The sequence below is a fragment of the Methanothrix sp. genome, assembly GCF_016706325.1.
Classification (GTDB): Archaea; Halobacteriota; Methanosarcinia; order Methanotrichales; family Methanotrichaceae; genus Methanothrix.
In genome coordinates this window covers 1,362,109-1,387,031 of sequence record NZ_JADJJX010000001.1, presented here as the reverse complement: position 1 = coordinate 1,387,031, position 24,923 = coordinate 1,362,109, and the positions used below count along the sequence as shown (strand labels likewise).

The 24,923-nt window shown below is 54.7% G+C and carries 18 protein-coding genes, 1 tRNA gene and 1 pseudogene; 13 read left to right on the top strand and 7 right to left on the bottom strand.

Annotation, left to right across the window (positions count from 1 at the left end; translation table 11 throughout):
• Positions 1–29 precede the first annotated feature (29 nt).
• From IPI63_RS07265 to IPI63_RS07235, 7 genes are all read left to right on the top strand, one after another.
• Positions 30–884 carry a class I SAM-dependent methyltransferase gene (locus IPI63_RS07265; RefSeq protein ID WP_292477659.1) on the top strand — a complete coding sequence of 285 codons (855 nt, stop codon included), beginning with the start codon at positions 30–32 and terminating at the stop codon, positions 882–884.
• 6 nt (positions 885–890) lie between these two features.
• A complete protein-coding gene (locus IPI63_RS07260; RefSeq protein WP_292477658.1) occupies positions 891–1,673 on the top strand; it encodes a slipin family protein in 783 nt (260 codons plus the stop codon).
• Between the two features lie 2 nt (positions 1,674–1,675).
• Positions 1,676–2,767: an iron ABC transporter permease gene (locus tag IPI63_RS07255; protein WP_292477655.1), complete on the top strand. Its 1,092-nt coding sequence runs from the start codon at positions 1,676–1,678 to the stop codon at positions 2,765–2,767.
• Position 2,768: 1 nt separating this feature from the next.
• Entirely contained in the window at positions 2,769–3,665 is an 897-nt protein-coding gene (locus IPI63_RS07250) for an ABC transporter ATP-binding protein (RefSeq protein ID WP_292477653.1), read from the top strand.
• Positions 3,666–3,742: 77 nt separating this feature from the next.
• Positions 3,743–5,071, top strand: coding sequence for a nitrogenase component 1 (locus IPI63_RS07245; protein WP_292477652.1), 1,329 nt, complete (start codon positions 3,743–3,745; stop codon positions 5,069–5,071).
• Between the two features lies 1 nt (position 5,072).
• A complete protein-coding gene (locus IPI63_RS07240) occupies positions 5,073–6,344 on the top strand; it encodes a nitrogenase component 1 (RefSeq protein WP_292477651.1) in 1,272 nt (423 codons plus the stop codon).
• A complete protein-coding gene (locus tag IPI63_RS07235) occupies positions 6,341–7,084 on the top strand; it encodes a nitrogenase iron protein NifH (RefSeq protein WP_292477650.1) in 744 nt (247 codons plus the stop codon). The genes IPI63_RS07240 and IPI63_RS07235 overlap by 4 nt, the downstream gene beginning before the upstream one ends.
• A gap of 119 nt (positions 7,085–7,203) precedes the next feature.
• Here IPI63_RS07235 and tnpC read toward each other — a convergent pair whose 3' ends face one another.
• The 5 genes from tnpC to IPI63_RS07210 all read right to left on the bottom strand — a co-directional run bounded on the left by tnpC (position 7,204) and on the right by IPI63_RS07210 (position 14,573).
• Positions 7,204–8,514 carry an IS66 family transposase gene (gene tnpC, locus IPI63_RS07230; RefSeq protein WP_292477648.1) on the bottom strand — a complete coding sequence of 437 codons (1,311 nt, stop codon included), beginning with the start codon at positions 8,512–8,514 and terminating at the stop codon, positions 7,204–7,206.
• Between the two features lie 692 nt (positions 8,515–9,206).
• Positions 9,207–9,707, bottom strand: a complete 501-nt coding sequence (locus tag IPI63_RS07225; RefSeq protein ID WP_292477647.1) for a DNA gyrase C-terminal beta-propeller domain-containing protein — start codon at positions 9,705–9,707, stop codon at positions 9,207–9,209.
• A gap of 5 nt (positions 9,708–9,712) precedes the next feature.
• The gene (gene gyrA / locus IPI63_RS07220) at positions 9,713–11,599 is read right to left on the bottom strand and encodes a DNA gyrase subunit A (RefSeq protein ID WP_292477646.1); all 1,887 of its coding nucleotides are present in this window, start codon (positions 11,597–11,599) and stop codon (positions 9,713–9,715) included.
• 8 nt (positions 11,600–11,607) lie between these two features.
• A complete protein-coding gene (gyrB, locus tag IPI63_RS07215) occupies positions 11,608–14,286 on the bottom strand; it encodes a DNA topoisomerase (ATP-hydrolyzing) subunit B (RefSeq protein ID WP_292477644.1) in 2,679 nt (892 codons plus the stop codon).
• A gap of 215 nt (positions 14,287–14,501) precedes the next feature.
• A tRNA-Cys gene (locus IPI63_RS07210) sits at positions 14,502–14,573 on the bottom strand.
• A 349-nt stretch (positions 14,574–14,922) separates the two neighbouring features.
• Here IPI63_RS07210 and IPI63_RS07205 point away from each other — a divergent pair.
• The 4 genes from IPI63_RS07205 to IPI63_RS07190 all read left to right on the top strand — a co-directional run bounded on the left by IPI63_RS07205 (position 14,923) and on the right by IPI63_RS07190 (position 19,513).
• Entirely contained in the window at positions 14,923–15,126 is a 204-nt protein-coding gene (locus IPI63_RS07205) for a YwbE family protein (RefSeq protein WP_292477642.1), read from the top strand.
• Between the two features lie 65 nt (positions 15,127–15,191).
• Complete coding sequence (locus IPI63_RS07200; protein WP_214064345.1) at positions 15,192–15,476, top strand: peptidylprolyl isomerase; 285 nt, start codon at positions 15,192–15,194, stop codon at positions 15,474–15,476.
• Positions 15,477–15,557: 81 nt separating this feature from the next.
• Positions 15,558–16,223: a cyclase family protein gene (locus tag IPI63_RS07195; RefSeq protein ID WP_214080522.1), complete on the top strand. Its 666-nt coding sequence runs from the start codon at positions 15,558–15,560 to the stop codon at positions 16,221–16,223.
• A complete protein-coding gene (locus tag IPI63_RS07190; RefSeq protein WP_292477640.1) occupies positions 16,220–19,513 on the top strand; it encodes a PAS domain S-box protein in 3,294 nt (1,097 codons plus the stop codon). Before IPI63_RS07195 ends, IPI63_RS07190 begins: the two co-directional genes overlap by 4 nt.
• A gap of 34 nt (positions 19,514–19,547) precedes the next feature.
• Here IPI63_RS07190 and IPI63_RS07185 read toward each other — a convergent pair whose 3' ends face one another.
• On the bottom strand, positions 19,548–20,519 hold the full coding sequence (locus IPI63_RS07185) for a replication factor C small subunit (RefSeq protein WP_214080523.1): 972 nt from the start codon (positions 20,517–20,519) through the stop codon (positions 19,548–19,550).
• Between the two features lie 128 nt (positions 20,520–20,647).
• On the opposite strand from IPI63_RS07185, the pseudogene ileS reads away from it, so the two are divergent.
• A pseudogene (gene ileS, locus IPI63_RS07180) lies at positions 20,648–23,810 on the top strand (isoleucine--tRNA ligase).
• Positions 23,811–23,859: 49 nt separating this feature from the next.
• Entirely contained in the window at positions 23,860–24,315 is a 456-nt protein-coding gene (locus IPI63_RS07170) for a bifunctional nuclease family protein (RefSeq protein ID WP_292477636.1), read from the top strand.
• 72 nt (positions 24,316–24,387) lie between these two features.
• Here the strand turns inward: IPI63_RS07170 and IPI63_RS07165 are convergent, their stop codons facing one another.
• Positions 24,388–24,765: a hypothetical protein gene (locus IPI63_RS07165; protein ID WP_214065404.1), complete on the bottom strand. Its 378-nt coding sequence runs from the start codon at positions 24,763–24,765 to the stop codon at positions 24,388–24,390.
• Positions 24,766–24,923 lie beyond the last annotated feature (158 nt).

Sequence of the window (24,923 nt, the reverse complement as noted above, 5' to 3'; positions counted from 1 at the left end):
ATTTGTTGTATAATTTGGAGACGTAGATAATGGCTGGAATAGTAAATTGGAGCGAGCTTTGGAAAATATCAATTGCAGGTCATCGCCACAGAAGGCAAAATGAAGATCTAGTGAAGACCTGGGACAATAGGGCCCAAAGGTTCAACGAGCGCGCCATGCGCCATACGGAGATGACCAATAAGCAGATCGCTAAAATGCACCTGGAGCCGGATTACACGATTCTGGATCTTGGCGCGGGCACAGGCAGGCTTTCAATTCCAATCGCCAAGAAGGTGAAGAGCGTAACCGCCATCGATCAATCTGGCGGGATGCTCGCTCTCCTAAAAGAGAACATGCGAAAGGAGGGGATGGATAACATCACTTGCCTGCAAAAACGGTGGGAAGATGTAGTTATTGGCCAGGACATCGAGCCTCATGATGTGGTAATAGCATCTCATTCTCTGGGAATGCTCGATCTGCAGGAGTCTCTTGCGAAGATAGATGCCGCTGCAAAGAGGTACGTGTACATATCGACAGGTTTAGGCTCCTGGATGAACCGTGATGATAGAGACGTCAAATTCCAAAAAGACATCTTTGGCCAGAACGATCGTCATCACGGCTGGCATTGGGATTATATCCTGCTCTACAACATCCTGCATGACATGAAGATATACGCTAATGTGGAAATAGATGATTCTGAATCTGAACATTGTTACGACGATCTGGACGATGCCGTTAAGAGCTGGTCGGAGATGCAAGACATACCTCCAGATAAAACAGATGTGCTGAAGGAACATCTTGTTAAAATACTAAAATGTAACGGAGACGGAAAACTTTGTTACAGGCACACTTCCAAAGACGTGTTGATCTGGTGGCAGAGGGATGGGAAAAGTGAATTGCGGTGACCTAGCATGGACTTGAACCTCGCCCTCCTGGCAGGAGCATTTCTGGTGGCTTTGATCTTGATCAGTTCAGCTAAGATCACCAGGCAATATGAACGAGCAGTAGTCTTCAGGTTCGGAAAACTCCTGGGAGAGAGAGGTCCGGGACTGTTCTTCATCATTCCTATCGCAGACAGGATCGTTAAGGTCGATTTAAGGGTGAGAGAGCTGGATGTTCCCAAGCAGACGGTGATCTCCTGTGACAATGTCACCCTCGATGTGGACGCGGTCATCTACTACAAGGTGATCGATGCCACCAAGGCCATCATCGAAGTGGAAGACTTCGAGGCTGCTACACTTCTCCTGGCGCAGACCACTCTGCGAGACATCCTGGGTCAAAACGAGCTGGATACAATCCTTTCGGACAGAGACGACCTCAACCTGAGGATTAAGGAGATATTAGACTCGATAACCGAGCCTTGGGGTATGCATGTGGTCATGGTCACTATGAGAGACGTCTCCCTGCCTGAGAACATGTTGCGCGCTATAGCTCGCCAGGCTGAGGCTGAGAGAGAGAAGAGAGCCCGCATAATCCTGGCGGAAGGAGAGCTTCTGTCCTCAAAGATGATGAATGAGGCTGCAGATATGTATGAAAACAAGCCAAGCGCATTGAAGTTAAGAGAGTTTCAGACCCTGACTGAGATTGCCAAGGAGAAAAATTTGATTGTGGTATCCACGGGCTCAGATAGCGCCAAAGCTTCAATGGAGATCAGCTCCACTGTCGGCTTGGCGAAGGCGGTCGCTGAGAGGTAGGGATGACAAAGGCTTTCAGGTACACTTCATCCCGCACTGGAAAGAAGTCAGATGTTCAGAGAGATTTTGACAAGTTCGTTGGAAGAAAAATACTGTTTATGCTTGTCCTAGTGGTCCTGGCAGTTTTCCTGGTGGGGGTAAGCGTAACCTTTGGCCCGCTGGAGATCACCGTATTGGAGGTGTACAGGACCATAATTCAGAGGGTTCTGTCCACCGATCTCGGCATGAACCGGCTTACAGAGCTCGTCATCTGGAACATCAGGCTCCCGAGGATCATGTGGGGGCTCGCGGCCGGTTTCGGCCTGGGTGTTGCAGGATGTATCATGCAGGCCGTGCTCAGAAACCCGCTGGCCAGCCCCTTCACTTTGGGGATTTCAGCCGGCGCCAACTTCGGCGTCTCCTTGGCGATTATTCTGGATTTCGCCATCTTCGGCGGGATGTATGCAGTTATCGGAAACGCCTTCATCTTTGCATTTTTGACCTCGATGATAATAATAGGCATCTCTGCCATAAAAGGAGGGACGGTAGAGTTGCTAATCCTCGCCGGGATCGCATTGAACTACGTTTTCCGAGCGGCAAGTGACCTTTTCCGGTACTTTGCAACCACTGAACAGAAGGAAGCGACACAAGCGTTCGGTCAGGGCGACCTGGGTACATTCGGCTGGAGTGAACTATCCCTCGTCAGTCTTACTATCCTCATCTGCATGATCCTGGTGACACCAAAATTGAGGGATCTGAACATAATGACCGCGGGCGATGAGACCGCCAAGAGCCTGGGGATTGATGCTGGAAAGCTGAGGATGTTTGTGATGACTGTGGCCAGCTTTCTTGTAGCAAGCGTGGTCGCCTTCGTCGGGCCGATTGGGTTTGTAGGGCTGGTGGCACCCCATATGTCCCGGATGATTATTGGTTCCGACCACCGGTTCCAGCTTCCTGCTTCCGGCCTTCTTGGAGCCATAATACTGGTATCCTCAGACATCCTCGGAATGAACATCATCCCGCCCATAATCATCCCTGTAGGGATCATGACCTCCATTCTGGGGGTCCCCTTCTTCTTCTATCTGATATTGACCCGGAGGAGGGAGTACTGGTAAAATGATGATCAAGCTGCAGATCAACGGCCTTACCTTCAGTTACAGCAGCGTTCCAATTCTTGACGATATATGCATGGAAGTGGCGTCGGCAAAGTTGCTCAGCATCGCCGGGCCAAACGGCTCCGGCAAGTCCACATTGCTCAAATGCATCGATCGGGTGCTAAAGCCTCAGCGGGGAAGCATCCTCCTGGATCGCAAAGAGATCATGAAGATGGACCGGATGGAGATTGCAAAACAGGTCGGCTACGTCCAACAAAACGTAAAAAGAAGCTTTCCAACTACGGTCTTCGATACGGTGATCATGGGAAGAAGGCCTCATCAAGGCTGCCATACCAACGACGAGGATCAAGAGATCGTCTGGGAAATACTGGAGCTTCTGGACATCGATCAGTTCGCGTTGAAGTATTTTAACGAGCTCAGCGGGGGCCAGCAGCAAAGAGTTCTCATAGCGCGAGCTCTCGCTCAAGAGGCCAGTGTTCTGTTACTGGACGAACCCACCTCTAACCTGGACATCAAACGCCAGCTTGAGGTCATGGACATAATACAGGATCTCGTGAGAAGGAAAGGGATAACAGCTATCGTTGCCATTCACGATCTTAATCTGGCGTCACGATATTCAGATAGAATGATTATGATGAAGGATGGGAAGATCATCGTTGCCGGATATCCGGGTGAGGTTTTGACCGCTGAGAACATAGAGGCGATTTATGGCGTTAAAGCTGCAATAAAAACCCAATCAGATGCGCCTTACATCATACCTATAAAACCGATCAAAACGAACCGGGATAATAGTCGCAATGACGGCTTTTCCTACAGAAGGAAGAAAAAGGACTCTACCATTGATCGGATTTCGGATAACCTCTATGAGCGTTTCGGCCAGATGAAGATCCTGAAGTGAATAGGGATACAGAATATAACCAGATCAAATATTTATAGTCATATATTTATATCAAATTCGATTTGAGGCGAACTGAGATGAACTATGAAGAGATATCTATGGAGGGAAGATGCATCCGGCTGAGCGAGTTCGTGGAGGGCGGGGCCCTGCCCAAACCAGCCGACTCCCAATATCCAGGGTCACATTGCGCCTTCAGGGCCGTGGCGGGCATAATTCCATTGATCAAAAACTCCTATGGTCTGCTCTTGGGCCCGGCCATCTGCCTGTATAACGCCAAGCTGACCACGAACATCAGGTCTTTAACCTCCGATCCCCAGCCAAACACCCTCCTCTTTCTAACCTACTCCCAGGATGATATCATATTCGGATTTCACGATAAGGTCAGAGAGGCCATCTTGGAGGTGGACCGCAAATATCGCCCTCAGGTGCTGTTCTTGGTCACCACCTGCCTGCAAGAGATCGTGGGCGAGGATTTCGATGCCTCCGTAGAGGAGATCCAAAGGGAGGTGAAGGCCAGGCTGCTGGTGATCCACACCGACAACTTCACCTGCGAGAATGCATCCCCCGGCATCGAGAACATCTTCTTGTCCTTATCAGAGTTGATGGAGCCCTGCGAGGTGGAGGAGGGGTCTGTCAACCTGCTGGGCTTTATGGCCCCGAACGCGAGGAGGACGGAGCTTGCACGGCTGCTGGGATCTGCGGGAATTAAGATCAAGAACATTGTACCCTCTTTCTGCACCCCCGAGGATCTGAGTCGCGCCCCCGGAGTCTCGCTCAATATCGCCCTGGACCATCACGCCCTGAAGCTCGCCGAGAAGATGAAGGAGGAGTTTGGAACAGAGTACATCTACTGTGAAAAGCCCTATCATCCAGATTCAATCGAGCTATGGTACCAGAAGATGGCTGAGGCTTTGAGGATCGATCTCGATGAAGAGATAAATGATCTGAAGAGAGAGACTGAAGATCTGATCACTAAGACGAAGGGCCGTTTTTCCGGGAAGAGATGTGCCCTCTCTGGCCAGCCAGGTAGGACCCTTGATTTCGCCTCTCTTCTGGTCGAGCTGGGGATCGAGCCGGTGGTGATCATGATCCACCACCTCTCCAGAGAAGACAGGAGGGATGCCCAAAGGCTTTTGGCCCAAGGGGTCGATTCTCTCCTTTTCCGAGGGGACAACTCCCTTCAGACGGATAAGCTTCTCTTTATGCTGAAGCCCGAGATCTGCATAGGGAGGATGGATTATAAAGTCCTGGCCCAGCTGGGGATACAACCCTGCATGCTGATTCGATCCCACTTCAGGCTGGGGTTTGAGGCCAGCAATGAGATTCTGCGTCTCATGGTTCGGGAACCGGCAGGTTTTGGGGCCTTGAGGTACAAAGAGAGGCTTTTGGCCGGGAGGGCGATCTAGGATGGATCTAAAGCTGGAGAGCTATCCCGTGCCCTCCGATTACTTCGGGGTATTGTGGGGTCTCTCAGGGGTTGAAGACCTCCTCGTTCTGGAGCACGGGTCCACGGGAACCTGCAGCTACAACGTCGTCAACTACATGATAATGAACAAGCAGTCTCCGAAGGGGAAGCTCTTCTCCTGCGGGATGGACGAGGATGACGTGGTGATGGGGAGAGAGGACAAGCTGAAACGAGCGGTGAAGGATCTCGATTGCACCCTGCACCCCAAGATCATCGCCCTGGTGGCAACGGGGGTCACCTCCGTGATTGGCCTGGACCTGGACGGCGTCATCGAGGAGATCCAGCCCCGCACAAAGGCCAGGCTACTCTCCTTCTCCGGCGGAGGCTTCAAAGGAGACTATACCCAGGGGATAAAGGAGGCCTTCTCCACTTTGGCCAGAGAGGTGGCAAAGGAGCCCAAAGAAAAAAAGCCCTTCTCCATCAACATGATCGGCCCCACCATCGACTCTTTCAACAACGTCTCGGACCTGGTCGAGCTGAAGCGGCTGTTGGGGCTATTGGGCGCCGAGGTGAACACCGTCTTCACCTGCCGAACAAGCACGGACGAGATAGAAGAGATGGCTTCAGCCTCTCTGAACCTGGTAACCAGGGACGTGGGGCTGGAAGCCGCCGGGATCCTGGAGGAGCGTTTCGGGATTCCTCACCTTTACAGCCTTCCCTTTGGGATAAGGGGAACGGTGGAGTGGCTGGAGGATGTGGGAGAGAGGCTGGACCTGGATCTGGGACGAGGTGTCCTGGCCTCTGAGCTTGAAAGGTACGGATTTTCGATCCTGGAGCTCACCACCCCTCTTCAGAGATTCGATCACCTGAGGGCGATGGTATCCTGTCCTTACGACTATGCCCTGGGATTGGTCAGGTTGATGGTGGAGGAGTGGGAGATGAAATCGCCCCTGGTGGTCCTGCCGAAGTCCCCCGAAGATCCGAGATTCGAAGAGAAGTTCAAGAGGTGGGGCACGCCCGACATTCTGATCGGGCCAGATACTGCGATCCTGGAGGAGGAGATCGCCAGGATCGATCCTCAGGTGATCTTCGGAAACTCCTACGACCTCTACTTGGCAAAGGATGTCCCTATCAAGATCCATGCCGCCTTTCCGGCCTTCGATCACCTCTACCGGTTCAATGGTACGCCCTTTGTCGGTTTTCGGGGGCATGCCTACCTCACCCAGACCTTCCTCAACCGACTCAACCAGAATCCAGAGGTGTTTCGAAGATGAAGAAGATTGCCATCTATGGTAAGGGGGGGATCGGAAAGTCCACCACCACCGCCAACATTTCTGCGGCCCTGGGAGAATTGGGGTACAAGGTGATGCAGATCGGATGCGACCCGAAAGCCGATTCGACCAGCATGCTGATGAACGGAAGGCCGGTGCCGACCATTCTGGACACCCTGAGAGAAAGCGGAGGGGAGGCGTCCCTCGACGATATGGCCTTTCGAGGCTTTGGAGGCGTGCTCTGTGCAGAATGCGGCGGACCAACTCCTGGGGTCGGGTGCGCCGGACGAGGCATAATTGCCTCTTTCGAGAAGCTCGAATCTCTAAACGCCTACGAGATCTATCAGCCCCAGGTCGTCTTTTATGATGTTTTAGGAGACGTCGTATGCGGCGGATTTGCCATGCCCCTCCGAAGAGGATACGCAGAGGAGGTCTATATAGTGACCTCTGGAGAGAAGATGTCCCTCTTCGCCGCCAGGAACATCGCCAAGGCGGTGGAGCAGTTCAAGGGCCGGGGATACGCCCGGCTGAAGGGCGTCATCCTCAACGCCCGGGGAGTCACAAATGAGTCAGAGATGGTGAAGAGAGCAGCCCAGGAGATGGGCACGGAAGTGGTGGCTGAAATTCCTCGTGACCCCATCATTCAGGTCTGTGAAGAAAAGAACATGACCGTGATCGAAGGGGCGCCCGGCTCGCCTCAGGCCGAGGTGTACAGAAGGCTGGCCCAGAAGATCATGGACTGAGCTTTCCTGGGGCAAGGCCTCTTTTTTATTACATAAAGGGGGTAAAGTATTACGGACCTCCTTTTTGGGGCAGATGTCCGCGCCCAATTTAACTTATTGGATTATAATTTTGTACGTGTTTAGCTAGCCAGTCTTATGGTTAGCATTTGGAGGCAATCCAATCCTCTCTGTCCCCATGTTGTCAGCGCCGTAATGATCAGCTCGTGAATAGCAGTTCCCTTGCTATTTCTCAAAGTTCCCAAGATCTTTCTTAGCACAACATGTGGCCGCAAAGCTCTCTCTGCTCTATTATTTGTCGGCTCCACGCCTGGATTTAGAATGAACGTGAACCAGTAGTCAAAGCCATTGCAGATTTTGCGGATGAATTTTTGGACCTTCACTTCCAAGTACTCTCTGTCGATCCAATGCTGTAGCACTTCTCGTGCCGATTGCCAGATATTTATTCTCACCTCTGGCGGAGGATCACATTCTGAGGACGTGTTCAGCGATTCATAAAGTCCCTTGAGTGCTTCATGCAAAGGAGCTGCTTCATCAAACATCTCAGAAAGGTCTTTTGATTCTCGAAGAAGATGCGCCCAACATCGCTGCAACCTTTTTGTGAATCTAGCATAAGGTTTCCATCCGTCACATACAATTATCCCCTTGAACTTCCGCGTAAGGACGTCTATCAGGACATTCGTTCCTCGACTTTTTCGAATTACAAAAAAGGTCTCAAATGGAGTAGTAAACGCCCAGATCCAGTGCTTTTCTCCCTGAACATGAATCCCCGTCTCATCTATGTAAAGAATCGGAGCACCACGAATCCTTTCCAAGATGGCATCGTATTCCGGCCTAACTGCTTCCCCAGCGCGACGAGTCAGATCAAATATCGCAGCAGGGCTTAATACCAGGCCATGCATTCTCTTCAGAGCATCCTGGATCTTTCTGTGAGGCAACCTATCCGCGTATCTCATAAGCGTCGCCTGCGCAATAACGTTGTTTCCGAATTTGCCTTCATGTGGGCAATTTGGATCGGATGCAACGACCTCCTTCCGACAACATGGACAAATGTAATGGGCTATTTTGTATTCAGTGACTGTGACAGGCTGTGGTTCAGGAATTTCCTCGATAATCTTAGACTCAAATCGAAAAGGAAGGGCAAGCTTTGCTCCGCAATCCGGGCATCGATCGGCTGTAACCTCAACTTGGCTATCCGGGATAGCCGAGGGTCTGGTTACACCTTTATGCCCGACTTTTTGGCCGGGCTTTCCCTTGTTGGTCACATCCTTTTTGCGATTGCGGCCACGTCGCAGGCTTGGCGGAGTGTGGGCATTTTCATATTGAGCTAAACGGGCTTCTAGCTCACAGATCCTGGCTTTGAGAAATTCATTCTCAAGCCTTAATTGCTCATTTTGAGCTTGAAGTTGACGGATGATCTCTGATTGATCCATACTCTCAATTAAAGATTATTGACATAATATTACTTAATTTTTCCGGTCTAATTTATTTCGGCATGGTGGGAAAATATTAAGAACCATGTGAGAGCTAAACACGTACGAACTTTTTATGGCTTTCTTCTCTTCCAGCCTCAAGTGATAATCATTTATCCTATCTGATATAATCGCTTCTTGTAGCGTCTGGATTGTTGATATGTGATAGTAGATGCTGCAAATCCTCCAGCATTATGGTGCGAGAAGTATGTATTCCAACCTTTTCGAGCCTGAACCCGAAACGCGATGTTTTGCTTGTATTTTTTTCCTTCATTTCAATGACTTTTGGGAGTATTTCTTTCTAGCACAAAAATTGATCGCTTGAATCTCAGTTCCCGCTGAGATAGCATCAGTCCTTCAAGGTTATTCAACTAAAATTATTATACGCATATTCCTATAATCAGCCCCTCTGCTACCCTCTTCTCCTCTAAGGTCCACCACGATATCCCATCCCCTGCTCGATCATCCACGAGCACGGGGTTACATGATGCACGACATAACCGGCTACTTGCTCTCAGACAGGTGCATAATATCCAGCAGATAGGTGATTGGCATCCTTTGCGCGGCCTGGAAGAATTCAGGGCCACGCAAGCGCAGAAGGGCAGCCGCTCCTATCTGCGGGCAGTGCATAGGCCCTTGCCCGGCCCGGTCCCCTAGCTTATCCTGGCTATCGCCGCCACCTCGTCCCCCGGCTTGACCGCCATGATCCGCACCCCCTGGGTGGAGCGGCCCTGCACCCGGATGTCGCTCGCCGGGATCCTGATCATCACCCCATCTTTGGTGGTGATGAGCAGCTCGTCCTCCTCGAAGACGGTGGTGGTGCAGCAGACATACCCCTTGCGGGCATCGATGTTCTTAACCCCCTTGCCCCCCCGCCTCTGCGAGGGATACTCCTTGAGGTCAGTCCTCTTGCCATAGCCCAGATTGGTGATGGTGAGCAGCGTCGAGCCTGAGTCGGGCTCGATCACATCCATGCTGATCAGCTCGTCCCCCATATTGAGGCTGATCGCCTTGACCCCCATGGTCCCCCGGTTGGAGGCACGCACATCCCCCTCCTTGAAGCGGATGGCTTTGCCATACTTGGTGGCCACCAGCAGCTCCTTCTCTCCGTTGGTGAGCTTGGCCGAGACCAGGCTGTCCCCCTTCAGATTCACTGCTTTTATCCCACCCTTGCGGGGATTGGAGAAGGCCCGCAGGGCATCTTCACAATATTGCCGCTTCTTGTGACCAGAACGATGTAGCCCGCCTCGAAGCTCTTCACCGGAATGGCCCCGGTGATCCTCTCATCAGGCTCCAGATGGAGAAGGTTCACTATTGACTTGCCCCGCGCCACTCTCCCCAAAGAGGGCACCTCATAGACCTTGAGCCAGTGGGCTTTGCCCTTATCGGTGAAGAAGAGAAGATAGTCCTTGGTGGAGGCGGTGGACACGTCGGTCACAAACTCCTCTGTCTTGGTCTCAGCCCCTATCACCCCCCGTCCACCCCTTCTCTGCATGCGATAGGCATTGAGGGGCTGGCGTTTGATGTATCCGGAGCTGGTGATGGTCACTGCCACCTCCTCCTCCTGAATGAGATCCTCATGGGTGACCTCGCCCTCGGCCTCGATGATCTGGGTGCGCCGCTCATCGCCATACTTGCTTATAAGCTCCGTCAGCTCATCCTTGATGATGCCCAGTATCTCCAGGTTGCTGGAGAGGATCTGCCGGAGCCTCTCTATCTGCCGCTCCAGCTCTGCTGCCTCGGAGGCTATCTTCTCCTGCTCCAGGCCAGTGAGCCTCTGCAGCCTCATGTCCAAAATGGCCTTCGCCTGCTCCTCAGAGAGGAGGAATGCCTCAATCAGACCACTCCTGGCCTCGGCCGGGCTGGGTGCGGCCTTGATGATCCTTATCACCTCATCGATGCTCTTCAGGGCGATGAGCAGGCCGGCCAGGATATGAGCCCTCTTTTCAGCCGCATCCAGCTCGAAGCGGGTGCGCCTCTCCACCACAATGGAGCGGTAGTAGATGTACTGCTCCAATGTCTCCTTCAAGGAGAGGATCTTGGGCATGCCGTCCACCAGCACCATATTGTTGATGCCGTAGCTGGTCTGCAGAGCAGTATGTTTATGCAACTGGTTTAAGACCACATTGGCATTGAATCCGGCCTTGACCTCCACCACCAGGCGAATGCCTTCCTTGTCCGACTCATCCCGCAGATCGGATATGCCCTCCAGCCGCCCCCTCTTCACCATCTCCGCTGTATCCTCAATCAACTTGGACTTGTTCACCTGGTAGGGAAGCTCAGTGAAGATGATCTTGCTGCCCTTTGGCCCCTCCTCCATCTCCGACCTGGCCTGGAGGATTATGCTCCCCCTGCCGGTCAGATAGGCGGACTCGATCCCTGCCCGGCCCACAATATAACCACCTGTGGGAAAGTCAGGGCCCGGCAAGTGGTGCATCAGCTCAGCCATTGATGCCTCGGGATTGTCTATCAGATGGATGATCGCCCCCGCCAGCTCGTTCAGATTGTGGGGAGGTATATTGGTCGCCATGCCCACAGCAATGCCGGTCGAGCCATTGAGAAGCAGGTTGGGGAGCTTTCCCGGAAGGACCGTCGGCTCCTTCAGCGAGTTGTCGTAGTTGGGCGCAAAGTCCACAGTATCTTTATCTATGTCCTGCAGCATCTCCCCGGCAATGCGGGAGAGCCGCACCTCGGTGTAGCGCATGGCTGCTGCCGGATCACCATCGATGGAGCCGAAGTTGCCCTGACCGTCGATCAGGGGATAACGCATGGAGAAGGTCTGGGCCATTCTGACCATGGTCTCATATATGGCGGCATCGCCATGGGGATGGTACTTGCCCATCACATCGCCCACCACGCGGGCGGACTTCTTGTAGGGCTGATCGTGGGTCATCCCCTGCTCATACATGGCATAGAGAATGCGGCGGTGGACGGGCTTCAATCCGTCTCGAACGTCGGGAAGCGCCCTCCCCACAATAACGCTCATGGCATAATCGATGTAAGAGGACTTCATCTCCTCGGTGATGTTTACATGTACCTCTGTCACAATCCACCTCAGATATCCAGATTCTTCACAAACTTGGCATGCTTCTCAATGAACTCCCGCCGCGGCTCCACCCGGTCGCCCATGAGAATGGTGAATATACGGTCCGCTTCAACTGCATCCTCCAAGGTGACCTTGAGCATGATCCTCCTCTCCGGGTCCATGGTGGTCTCCCAGAGCTGATCTGGGTTCATCTCACCCAGGCCCTTGTACCTTTGGATGACCGGCTTGGTCATGGAGCTCACCAGTTGGTTGAGCTGCTCATCGCTATAGGCATAATTGATCTGCTTTCCCTTCTTGACCTGATAGAGGGGGGGCTGGGCGATGAAGACATAGCCGGCATCGATCAGAGGCCGCATATAGCGATAGAAGAAGGTGAGAAGAAGGGTGCGAATGTGTGCGCCATCAACATCGGCATCGGTCATTATAACCACCTTATGGTATCTCGCCTTACTGATATCGAAGTCATCTCCTATCCCGGTGCCGAAGGCCACAATCATATTGCGGATCTCGGCGTTCTTGAGGATCTTGTCCAGCCTTGCCCTCTCCACATTGAGGATCTTGCCCCGCAGGGGCAGTATGGCCTGAAAATGCCTGTTCCTTCCCTGCTTGGCGCTATTGTGGACGAAGACACCGCTGGCCAAGGCGAAGTTGTGTGTATTGGGCACCTCGATGTCATACACATCCATCTTGACATCCACCGGCTCAATTGATACTATCCGATGGTTGAGGCTCTGAGCGGCCTGGGCAGCCAGATTCCTGTCACAATAAGGATCTCTTTCCTCTGATGTCTCAAAATGTAATAGGGACTTATCTCCTATGGCATTGCAATGCGAGCTGCATTCTACGATATCGATGCTGTGGCCTGGATTTGCAGGAAGATCATTCTTTTGAAGGCGTCTGATATTTGTCGGATTATTGTTACCTCTGTTGAGATCGATGTGATGGCAATGATCGCCATCTGAATTGGCATATGCGCCTTGCCTGAGATTGTACCAATCAGCCAGGATATGAGTGAACAGCCAGGAGTCTGTGCGAGGATTCAAGACCATCTCATAGCCAGCAGTTGAGGCTGCTGGTTGCCCGATATCCGAAAGCCTGCGATATAAGGGCATCAGCGGGTCATCTGCTGTGAGCTCCTTTGCCATCTTATAGCTGCCATCGCGCAGCATGAATCGATGGTCTGGAGTGCAGGTGATCCTCTTGCCGCTGTCAAGGAGGACTCTGATCACCTCGGCATCTCTGCTTGTGATTCTGGCGTTCTCAATTCTCTCCAGTCCGATGGCGCCATCCCTGCAAATGGTGTAGCAGAAGTGCTCCTTTCCCTCTGCCTGCTCTGCCAGCAGCTCTTTGAAACTTATGTTCCGGCCATCAGCCAGCGATATCTCGGTGTCGCCTGAGAAACAGCCACCAGCAGACTCGCCCTCCACGATGTAGATCTCGCATCTTGCCGGATCGTTGTCTGAGCAGTCGGCCAGCTTTCCGGGCAGTCCGCCGGAGCTGAGGGCATTCTTGCGCCGGGTCAGCTCCTTGGCCTTCCGCGCTGCCTCTCTGGCGCGCATGGCCTCAGCCGCCTTCTCCACAATGGTCGTGGCAACGGCAGGGTTCTCCTCGAAGTACTCCGCCAGGCCTTCTGCCACCAAGGAATCGACTATCCCCCGGATGGAGCTGTTGCCCAGCCGGGTCTTGGTCTGGCCCTCGAACTGGGGGTCAGGGAGCTTTACGCTTACAACCGCCACCAGCCCCTCTCGCAGATCCTCTCCCCCCAGCTTCATCTCGCTCTTGAAGAGCTTGTTGTTCCGGGCATAATCATTGACCGTGCGGGTTAAAGCAGCGCGAAAGCCCATGAGGTGAGTTCCACCCTCACGGGTGTTGATGTTATTGGCATAAGAGAATATATTTTCTGCATAAGAGTCGTTGTACTGCAGGGCTACTTCCACCTGGGTCCCATTCTTGCTGCGCGAGAGGTAGACTGGCTCGTGTAACGCCTCTTTATTCTTATTGAGGTACTCCACAAAGGAGATGATGCCTCCCTCGTACTGGAAGATGTTCTCCTTATCGGAGGGCTCATCCTTTATGGTTATCTTCAGGCCGCGGTTGAGGAAGGCCAGCTCCCTCAGCCGGGAGGAGAGGGTATCGAAATGGAACTCCGTCTCCTCGAATACGGCCGGATCGGGCTTGAAGGTGATGGTGGTTCCGGTGCTATCGGAGCTGCCCCGATCCTCCAGATCCGAGGCCACCTTGCCCTTCTCAAAGCGCTGCCAGTAGATCCGCCCGTTCCTGCGGACCTGCACCTCCATCCACTCGGAGAGGGCATTTACCACCGAGACCCCCACCCCATGCAGCCCGCCTGAGACGCCATAAGACTCGTGATCGAACTTGCCGCCGGCGTGCAGAACTGTCAAGACGATCTCCAGGGCTGGCCGGTTGAACTGAGGATGGATATCCACCGGGATGCCCCGGCCGTTGTCTCGTATGGAGACGCTCCCACCGGGATTGATGATCACATTGATCTCAGTGCAAAAACCACCCAGGGCCTCGTCCACGCTATTGTCCACTACCTCATAGACCAGATGGTGCAGCCCCAGGGAGTCTGTGCTGCCTATGTACATCGATGGCCGGCGCCTGACCGCCTCAAGGCCATCGAGAACCTGGATTTGGCTTGCATCATAGCCTGTAGCTTCGCTCAAAATCGACTAAGCCTCCTTAATAATTAGGACTGTATCAAACTGACTTGAGCGGATATAAGCCTTTCCCTGAAATATATCACAAATTAAAAGAGGATATTAATACAATATGATGTCAGAATGGGGACGATATCTCTACAAAATCGGGGCAGAGAGGGGGACATTTGACAGGGGCATAGGGAAGAGATGAAAGATTGAAAAATCATTGAAGATGAGGAAGCCAAGGTCCGGATTCGAACCGGAGTAGTAATGCTCTGCAGGCATTTGCGTAGCCGCTCCGCCACCTTGGCACAGGGAGGCTCAATCTGCCAGAGCACTGCTTCACCCTGGACATCGCCTGGCCTTCACCGGACAGGGCAGCACTCTGCGCAGAGATCTTGCTGCACCTCTCTCCTTATAAAGATTGCCTTTGAAGGCGGGGCTGTGCACTTGATAGCGAGGATGGGCAGGATGATCGGGCGGAATGGAATGAGGTGGAATAGAGTGGAATGGAATGAGGTGGAATAGGATGGAATGGGATGAGGTGGAATAGGATGGAATGAGATAAGCCGAGCGGAATGAAATGAGAGATGGAGAGATTGGGGAAGAGCAAACCCCGGGCAAAGACTAGATAAATGGGCCCGAAGAGAGCTGGGCTTGATGCCAGCCAATAGCGGCAAGAACCGCCTGGATATCCGGCCCGGCCTGGTGGTGGAGGTGGTCTTGAAGAAGGATCAGCGCAGCGGAAAGAGAACGCGCGGGATTGTGAAGGCCATCCTCACCACCTCCTCTTTTCATCCTCATGGCATAAAGGTGAGGCTGGAGGACGGCCGGGTGGGAAGGGTACAGGAGATCCTGCCTTAGATCTGCTGAAAAGCTCAATGTTGCCGGGAATACTTTTTATCCCATCTCATTCATACGCCCAGCCCATGACAAAAGAAGTCCATGCTGCACACATACTGTGCAAGACGGAGAAGAAGGCCTTAGAGCTCAAAGAGCTGCTGGCAGCCGGGCGGGCGAGCTTCGCGGAGATGGCCCGCAAGCACTCGCAGTGCCCATCGGGCAAGGACGGCGGAGACTTAGGCTGGTTTGGCAGGGGCAGAATGGTCCCTGAGTTTGAGAAGGCCGCCTTCGAGGGGGAGAAGGGAAAGGTCATCGGCCCGGTCAAATCCCAGTTCGGCTATCATCTCATCCGGGTCCTGGAGAGGAGATGATGCTCCATACCCGCACAAGTGAGAATACTTATGAGCGAATAACCCCTGGATGATCTGGGAATTCGATTGCCTGGACAGCAAATGCCTGCCATTTATGATGCGCTGCTGAGCAAAGAGCTGCATGATATCAGTGTGCCCATAGAGAGCTCTCCCCTCTATCCGGGAGACAGCCCCCCTCTCAGGCAGTGGAGAGCGGGATTGGAGGGGGGATCGGGCTATCGCCTCTCCCATCTCTCCCTGGGCTCTCATGCCGGGACTCATATCGACTCTCCCTCTCATACTCTCAGGGACGGCCCCCCTCTGGACAGCTATCCTTCGGGCAGGTTCATAACCCCGGCCCTGGTGATCGCCGCCCAGGATTGCCATGCCATCCCCGCTGAAGCATTGCAGAATGCCAGCATCCTGAAGGGAGAGGCCATCCTCTTCAAGACCAGCAACTCCTCCCGGGGGCTGATGCACGAGCCTGTATTCCGGGATGAATACGTCTACCTCTCCATGCCTGCGGCAAAGATGTGCATAACTCTGGGAGCCGGCCTGGTGGGAATCGATTATCTCTCAGTGGACCGGTATGAGGATGATTCACTCCCTGTCCACAATATTCTGCTGAAGAACGACATCCTGATACTGGAGGGGATCGATCTCGATGCTGTTCTCCCCGGAAGATACTGGTTGATATGCCTTCCCCTGAAGATGAAGGATGCTGAGGCATCTCCAGTGCGTGCAGTCCTGCTGGGGCGATCTGCATGAGCCTTGAGAGGATGCTTCAGTCCGCCCTGGAGGCCCTGGAGGATGGAATATGCATCTGCGACCAGTCCGGGGCGATCCTCTACTCCAATCCTGCAGCAGAGATGCTGGCAGGATCTATGAAGGGGCTGGCCCCCGGCAGAGGATGCGAGATTCTGAAGGATCTATGCACAGGAATCCTGGAGAGCGCCAGGAGCTCTGACTGCTCGATCCATAGGGGTGATGCCGATCTGCAGGGAAGGAGGGTAGAGTACTCCATCGCCCCCATGCAGGGGCAGGGGGGTGAAGGCAGATCCATAATCACATTTAGAGAGCCTTCGCCCCCCGGGGAAGAGAAGGAGGGAGGGCATCGTTTTTCCGGAGATGTGAGCTGTGGGATAGCCCATCCGGGATCAAATGAGGACCTGCGGGGGAGGGACAGGATCATGGCAGGAGCCACCCTGGCCGCAAATCAGCTCCTGATCACAGAGGAGATGGATGTCGCCCTTACCCAATCCCTGGAGATGCTGGGCTGCTCGGCCAATGTGGATCGGGCCTGCATCTATGAGCATTATCTGGATGAAGAGGGCGGAGATCAGATCTGGCTCCGGTATGAATGGATATCTGACGATGAGGGATATGCTGGCAATGAGGAAGGTGCTGGCCCAGCCAGGATTCACCATCCTGATCAGGGCTACAGGGCATACAGCTCTATTCCTCAGTGGTTTGAGATCCTCTCCGGAGGGATGCCCCTCCGGGGAAGGAGCCGTGATCTGCCCCCATCGGCGAGGGAGGCATTGGAGAACCTGGGGGTGTTATCATTCCTGATCGCCCCAATATCCACTATAGACCGCTTCTGGGGCTTCATCGGCTTCGAGGACCGCAAGCGTGAGAGGGTCTGGAGCTGGGGCGAGGCCTCGATACTGATGACCATGGCCAGCGCCATAGGGGGATTCATCGATCGTTTCGAGGCAGAATCCGCCCTCCGGGAGAGCGAGGAGAAGTACCGGGAGCTGGTAGAGAGCTCAAGCAGCGTCATCATCCGGGTGGACACCAGTGGAGCTGTCAGGTTCATCAATAAGTTCGGCCTGCATTTCTTCGGCTACAAAGAGGAGGATATTCTGGGACGGGCTATATCTGAGACCATCTTTCCGCCGGGGGGGGAGGGCTGCAATCTCGATGAGATAATCCGGCATATAAGAGAGCATCCAGAGGAATGCTCCTCACAGATAACGGAGAACATAAGAGCCACCAAAGAGCGAGTCTGGATCGCCTGGACCCACAGGCTGGTCTTGAATGAGCGGGGAGAGGTGATAGAGGTCCTGTGCATCGGCAACGACGTAACTGAAAACAAGCGCTCTTCTGAGGAGCTTAAGCGAGCTGCTGCCGAGCTGCGGGAGACGGGGGACTATCTGGAGAACCTCCTCGGCCATGCCAATGCCCCCATCATCGTCTGGGATCCCAACTTCTGCATCACCCGCTTCAACCATGCCTTCGAGAGGCTGACCGGCCGGCTGGCGGAGGAGGTCTTGGGCCAATCGCTGGGGATCCTCTTTCCGGATGAGAGCCGGGCGGAGTCGTTCGCCTATATCCGCCGAACCCTCTCCGGAGAGAGCTGGGATGCATTGGAGATACCCATACTCCATCAGAGTGGAGTTGTGAGGACTGTTCTTTGGAACTCAGCCAACATCTACGATGAGAGCAGAAGCCGGGTAATTGCCACCATTGCCCAGGGACAGGATATCACTGAGAGGAAGGAGGCGGAGGAGAGGGTAGCATTCCAGGCCTCATTGCTCGATCAGGTCAGGAATGCTGTTATTGCTACCGACCTGGATGGGAGGATAGTCTACTGGAACCGGTTTGCTGAATCCCTCTACCAGTGGAAGGCAGAAGAGGTGCTGGGGCAGAGGATCAAGGATACCATCATTCCTCTGGATAATAGATCCGCCCAGGAGGATCTGATGGAGGAGATCCTCGCCCAGGGCTACCGGGAATGCGAGTGCCTGGCCAGGAGGAAGAACGGCAGCCTGTTTCCCTCCTCTCATGCCTTCAGCACCATCTGCGATAATCGGGGAAGGCGGATTGGAATAGTCTCTGTGAGCAACGATCTCACAGAGAGAAAGAGGGTGGAACAGGACCTTCGTGAGGCCAAAGAGAGGGCGGAATCGGCTACAAAAGCCAAGTCCGAGTTCCTGGCCAATATGAGCCATGAGATCCGCACCCCCATGAATGCAGTGATCGGCTTCACCGACCTTCTTCTCAATACCAATATCGACCCTGTGCAGAGGGACTATATCGAGACCATTCGCAGCAGCGGTGATTCCCTGCTCAAGGTCATCAGCGACATCCTGGACTTCTCCAAGATCGAGGGGGGGATGATGGAGCTGGAGAATGAGTGCTTCGACCTCATCGAGTGCCTGGAGGGCTCAATCAACATGGTGGCTGAAGCCGCCGCCCGCAAGGGGCTCGCCCTCTCCTATGAGGTCAAGCCCACTGTTCCCAGGTACCTTCTGGGCGATCTGACCAGGCTCGGGCAGATCCTGGTCAATCTCCTGGGCAATGCAGTCAAGTTCACTGAGAAGGGCTTCGTCCGGGTGGATGTATCCGCCCTGCCGGTGGAGGATGGCTATGAGATCCAGTTCCAGGTGAAGGACTCTGGCATTGGCATATCCCAGGACAGGATGAGCCGGCTCTTCCAGTCCTTCAGCCAGGTGGATGCCTCCACCACCCGCAAGTATGGCGGAACAGGGCTGGGCCTGGCCATCTGCAAGCATCTGTCTGAGCTGATGGGCGGTGACATCTGGGCGGAGAGCACCCCAGGAGAGGGATCCAGCTTCTGCTTCACCATTCGGGCTGAGGCCTCAGAGCAACCTCATCCCAAGCCCAAGAAGAAGCTGCCTGAGATATCCCTTGACCTATCCGAGCGGCACATCCCCAAGAGCCTGAGAATACTGCTCGCCGAGGACAATGTGATCAATCAGAAGGTGGCGGTGCGCATGCTGGAGCGGCTGGGCTATCGGGCGGATGTCGCCGCTGATGGCCGGGAGGTCCTGGCAGCGCTGAAGAGACGCCCCTATGATGTGGTGCTGATGGATGTGCAGATGCCGGAAATGGACGGCCTGGAGGCGACCAGGAGCATACGCCGTACCCCCTGCCAGCAGCCCTATATCATCGCCATGACTGCTCATGCCATGAAAGGGGACAGAGAGGTGTGCCTGAATGCAGGGATGGATGACTATGTATCAAAACCGGTGAGAATCGAGGAGCTGAGAGAAGCTCTTGAACAGAGCAGAACGCCGGTCCTCAAGGGCTGAGCAGCCTGGCAGGTCAATCTAAAATGATGCTGGATCATCTCTTCTCTGGGGCCATCAGGGCGAAGTATGCCAGCAGGGCCTCGAGCTGAATCCTCTCGTTTGCCCCCTCCGTCATGCGGAAATCGATCTCACCGATGCGATCGATCAGCTTTGTCCTGTCCCGGTCTGCAACATCCTCCAAGTCCAGCATTGCCCGGTGGATCTGGACCACCACATCCTGGCCGGAGAGGCCTTTGGAGAGCAATAGATCGTCCAGCATGGCGCGCGCCCCCACAAAGTCTCCTGATATCGCCGTCTTGATGAAGCTCCTGATCTCCTCTGGCCTGGCAGTGGATGTGATCTGGTAGATCGTCTCCTCATCCACCTCGTCGCCCAAGAGGGCTGCTGCTTGCAGGGCGTTGATCGCCCTTCTCATATCGCCCCCAGCAACATACTCTATGGCGGACAGACCGCCCTCTGATACCTTTAGCTTCTCCTCAGAGGCAATGAATCCGATCCTCTTTCTCACTGCATCAGCGGAGAGAGGCTTGAAGCGGTAGACTGCACAGCGGGATTGAATGGGCTCGATGATCTTGGAGGAGTAGTTGCAGGAGAGGATGAACCTGGTGGTGGCGGAGTATCTCTCCATGGTCCGGCGCAGGGCGCTCTGGGCATCATTGGTCAGGGCATCGGCCTCATCCAGAAATATCACCTTGAAATCCGCCTTGCCCAGGGGGGCCATCCGGGCGAAGTCCTTCACCTTATGGCGGATGACATCTATGCCCCGTTCATCGCTGGCATTCAATTCAATGAAGTTATTCCGCCAGCCCTCGCCGAAGATCTCTTTGACGATGGAGATGGAGGCGGCGGTCTTGCCCACCCCCGGGGGCCCGGAGAACAGAAGATGGGGCAGGTTCCGTGTCTTCACATAGGACTTCAGACGGCGGATTATCTCGTCCTGGCCCACGATGTCGTCCAGCCTCTCCGGGCGGTACTTCTCTATCCAGATCTCCTCTTTGATATGCAACCCCTCAGTTACGGGGTTTGGGCTATCTGTATATCAATATTCCTCCCTGAATCTTCCTGCAAGGTGGGCAACAAAGGCTAAATATAGAGGAGCTACATGGATGCCAATCGTTTTTCGGAGGATTGCAAGTGATCTGTGAGGTGGCGGGACAGTATAATGCGCAAGATCTTGAGAATGAGGTAAGATCGCTGTGGGAGCGAACGGATGCATACCGCAAGGTTCGAGAGTTGAGGCTGGGGGGCAAGAGATTCTTCTTTGTGGACGGGCCGCCCTATACCACAGGCCGCATTCACCTGGGAACCGCCTGGAACAAGGTGATCAAGGACTCCGTCTTGCGATACCGATCCATGAATGGCTTTGAGGTCAAGGACCGGGCGGGCTGGGATATGCACGGCCTGCCCATTGAGGTGAAGGTGGAGGAGTCCTTCGGCTTCCGCAACAAAAGGGATATCGAGGCCTATGGGGTGGACAAGTTCATCCAGAGGTGCAAGGAGTTTGCCCTCCAACAGATGGATGACATGACAGGACAATTCAAGATCCTGGGAGCCTGGCTGGACTGGGACGACCCCTACATGACCCTTAAGAATGAGTATCTTGAGGCTGCCTGGTGGGCGCTGAAGAGGGCGCATGAGCATAACCTCCTGGAGAGGGGCTCAAGGGTGGTCAACTGGTGCCCCCGCTGCCAGACGGCCATTGCCGACTCGGAGGTGGAGTACTGGGATGAGACCGACTACTCGATCTACGTCAAATTCCCGCTGATCGGAGAGGAGAACACCTACATAGTGATCTGGACCACCACCCCCTGGACTATTCCCGCCAATGTGGCAGTGGCGGTCAATCCCGCATTCCATTATTCCCGGGTCAGAGCCTGGAAGGATGGAAGGTCTGAGATCCTGATCATGGCCTCAGAGCTTGTCGACTCCGTCCTCCGCACTGGGCGCTACCAGGACTATGAGCTCCTGCAGGAGCTATCAGCCGATGATATGCAAAGGCTGAGCTACGAGCATCCTCTGCTCGATCTGATCCCCAGACAAAGGGAGATAGATCATGGCGTCTATGCTGCGGACTTCGTCACTGCTGAGAACACCGGCTGCGTGCACATCGCACCTGGGCACGGCCTGGAGGACTATGAGCTGGGGATGGAGCACCATCTGGAGATATTCTGCCCGGTGGGCGAGGATGGCAGGTACACCGCCGGGGCGGGAGAGAGATATCAGGGCCAGTATGTCAAGGAGGCGGACAGCATTGTCATCGATGACCTGGAGGAGAGAGGCAAGCTCCTGGCCCAGGGAAGGCTGGCCCATCGCTATGGACACTGCTGGCGCTGCAAGACCCCCATCATCTTCATCGCCACCAACCAGTGGTTCCTCCGGATATCCGATCTTCGAGATAAGATGCTCGATGAGATCTCCCGCGTGACCTGGTATCCGGAGTGGGCAGGATCGGCGAGGTTTGCCGACTGGATAAGCAATGCCCGTGACTGGTGCATATCCAGGCAGAGGTACTGGGGCATCCCCCTGCCCATCTGGAGCTGTCCTGACTGCGAGCACATGGAGGTTATAGGCACTGCAGCAGAGCTTGAGGAGAGGGCGGGCAGAGAGATCGCCGACCTGCACCGGCCGGAGGTGGATGGAGTCCTCCTGGACTGTCCCTGCGGAGGCAAGATGCACCGCTCTCCGGATGTCTTTGATGTATGGTTTGACAGTGCAGTGGCCTCCTGGGCCACACTCAGATTCCCCAGCCAGAAGGAGGAGTTTGACGACTGGTGGCCGGCGGATTTCATCACTGAGGGGCATGATCAGACCCGTGGTTGGTTTTATTCTCAGCTTGGGGCCTCAATGGTCTCCTTTGGCCGGGCACCCTATAAGAGCGTTCTCATGCATGGCTTCACCCTGGACGATCAGGGGCGGAAGATGTCCAAGAGCATAGGGAACATCGTCCAGCCAGAGGAGGTGGTGGAGAGGTTCGGTGCCGATATACTGCGCTTCTATGTGCTGGGAGCCAATGCCCCCTGGGAGGATCTGCACTTCTCCTGGGAGGCGGTGGAGAACACCAGCCGGATGATCAATATCTTCTGGAATGCTTATCGCTTCGCCCTTCCCTATATGGTCCTGGACGGTTTCGATCTGAAGCAGGCGGATCTCTCCTTATACCAAAGCAGCCTGCGAGCTGAGGACCGCTGGATCCTCTCCCGGGCGAACAGTCTGGCAGAGGTGATAAGAGAGGAGATGGAGGGCTATCAACTGCACCGCATCGTCCGCGCCATATCCGAGTTCATCCTGGAGGATCTCAGCCGCTGGTACATCCAACTGGTCCGGCCCAGAACCTGGATTGAGCAGGATGATCCTGATAAGCTCGCCGCATATGCTACCATCTACGAGGTCCTGACCAAGCTCGCCCTGCTCATGGCCCCCTTCGCCCCCTTCATCGCCGAGTCCATCTATCAGAACCTGGTGCGCGGCCTGGACGGGAGTGCCAGGCCCTCAGTTCATATGTGCGACTGGCCCCGGGGGGATGAGAAATGGATCGACACGGGCCTGGAGGAGAGCATGGATCTGGTAAGGGAGATCTCAATGGCCGCCTCCAATGCCCGGCAGAAAGGCGGGAGAAAGCTACGCTGGCCGGTTTCTGAGATTGTAATCGCCCCCTCCAAAGAGGCTTTGGACCTGGGGGGCCTGGAGGATGTCCTCCGGGGGCAGACCAACTCCAAAAAGGATCACCCTGCTCTCGCCAGGTGAGAAGCCCAGAATGGACCTGGAGATCTCTCCCGTTCATAAGATGATCGGGCCGGTCTACAAGGGGGAGGCCAGGCTGGTGGTGGAGGCTATAGCCGCCGCCGATCCCTTCACAGTCAAATCAGATCTGGACAGAAGCGGCCAGGCGGTCTTGAGGCATCAGGGCCGGGAGTACTCTATCACCCCCGAGATGGTGCAATTCCGGGAGCTTCCTCCGGAGAACCTGCCGGCTGCAGAGTTCTCGCGGGGACTCGTCTATGTGGACATCACCCTCACCCCGGAGCTGGAGGCGGAGGCCTACAGCCGGGAGATCATCCGCCGGATTCAGGATATGAGAAAGGAGCTGAATCTGCGGGTAGAGGACCAGATCCGGGCGGTGGTGGATATCGAGAGCAAGCCCATCCTCGATCTGGTGGTGCAGAGAAGGGAGCACATCGCTGGAGAGGTCCGGGCGGCTGATCTGGAGATGGGGCTGGGGCTGCAGATGCACGGCTCCCTGCTGAAGGAGTGGGATGTCGAGGGCATATGCATGCGCATCGGCATAGATAGGGTGTGATGTATTTTGATCACCGGAGTTTTATAAGATGAACGACCATGACAGTAGTATGGAGTCGCCAGTCCCTGTAAGGGTCAAAGGAGTTTATATAGCGGAGTCAGAGGGGAGCAATCCAGCGCCGGTGGTTCTGCTGGAGGATGAGGGGGGGCGGATAGTGCCCATATTCGTGGGGCTCTCCGAGGCCATCTCCATCCATCATGCCCTCTGTGGAGAGCTGGCCCCCCGGCCCATGACCCATGATCTGTTCATCTCCGTCCTGGAGAGCCTCGCCGCCAGCATCACTAATGTGCTGATCGATGACCTTGATGGAGGGATCTACTATGCCCGGCTGACCATCAGAAGTGACTCCCGGCAGAGTGAGATCGATGCCCGGCCCAGCGATTGCCTGGCACTGGCCCTGCGGGCCAAGGCCCCCATTGAGGTCCAAGAGAGGGTGATGGCAGATGCGAGCATCAGCAAGAGCGATGCTGAGAGGCTGACGAGTATCGACAACTACCTGCAGTAGCCTATATGCAGTAGCCTATATGCAGTAGCCTATATGCAGTGCCCCATGTGCAGTGCCCTTTAACAGGCCGATCTACCAGAGAACGATATAGACAGTATCTCCCTCTTTCTTCCCCTTCAGGAGCTGGCAGTGCCTGAGAATGGCGAACTGGTTGTTCAGTTCAGCCTCAGATAGATTGAACCTCGCCTTTATATCGGCCATGGTGACCCTGCCCTGGGACTGGATATACCCGTATATCTCCTTTTGCAGATCAGTCAATCCATCAGTCCCCTCCAGGCCGTGGCTCTCCCGGTAGATCTTCTTCGACCTCTCCCCCCAGGGATCACAGGCCCGGATCCTGCTGCTCAGATCGATGTAGCAGTCCTCGCAGAGGGTCTTGCCCTCTGTCGCGAAGGCCTCATCCTCCGGGACGCTCCTGTCGCAGCTGTGGCATCTTACGAAATCTGGCATTATAGTCCACCTGGCGGCATTGTTTTATCTCAAGGTTAAATATCCTCATCCCAACAGAGAGGTTAGTATCGCTCCACCCAGTCCGCCGGCATCTGCTATCGCTGCTTTTGCCGGCGCGGCCCGCAGCCCGGCGGGATCTTGACAAATATGAGATCTTA

Coding starts and splice junctions, on each gene's coding strand:
- IPI63_RS07265 (WP_292477659.1), top strand. CDS start 30: ATGGCTGGAATAGTAAATTGGAGCGAGCTTTGGAAAATATCAATTGCA.
- IPI63_RS07260 (WP_292477658.1), top strand. CDS start 891: ATGGACTTGAACCTCGCCCTCCTGGCAGGAGCATTTCTGGTGGCTTTG.
- IPI63_RS07255 (WP_292477655.1), top strand. CDS start 1,676: ATGACAAAGGCTTTCAGGTACACTTCATCCCGCACTGGAAAGAAGTCA.
- IPI63_RS07250 (WP_292477653.1), top strand. CDS start 2,769: ATGATGATCAAGCTGCAGATCAACGGCCTTACCTTCAGTTACAGCAGC.
- IPI63_RS07245 (WP_292477652.1), top strand. CDS start 3,743: ATGAACTATGAAGAGATATCTATGGAGGGAAGATGCATCCGGCTGAGC.
- IPI63_RS07240 (WP_292477651.1), top strand. CDS start 5,073: ATGGATCTAAAGCTGGAGAGCTATCCCGTGCCCTCCGATTACTTCGGG.
- IPI63_RS07235 (WP_292477650.1), top strand. CDS start 6,341: ATGAAGAAGATTGCCATCTATGGTAAGGGGGGGATCGGAAAGTCCACC.
- tnpC (WP_292477648.1), bottom strand. CDS start 8,514: ATGGATCAATCAGAGATCATCCGTCAACTTCAAGCTCAAAATGAGCAA.
- IPI63_RS07205 (WP_292477642.1), top strand. CDS start 14,923: ATGCCAGCCAATAGCGGCAAGAACCGCCTGGATATCCGGCCCGGCCTG.
- IPI63_RS07200 (WP_214064345.1), top strand. CDS start 15,192: ATGACAAAAGAAGTCCATGCTGCACACATACTGTGCAAGACGGAGAAG.
- IPI63_RS07195 (WP_214080522.1), top strand. CDS start 15,558: ATGCCTGCCATTTATGATGCGCTGCTGAGCAAAGAGCTGCATGATATC.
- IPI63_RS07190 (WP_292477640.1), top strand. CDS start 16,220: ATGAGCCTTGAGAGGATGCTTCAGTCCGCCCTGGAGGCCCTGGAGGAT.
- IPI63_RS07170 (WP_292477636.1), top strand. CDS start 23,860: ATGGAGTCGCCAGTCCCTGTAAGGGTCAAAGGAGTTTATATAGCGGAG.
- IPI63_RS07165 (WP_214065404.1), bottom strand. CDS start 24,765: ATGCCAGATTTCGTAAGATGCCACAGCTGCGACAGGAGCGTCCCGGAG.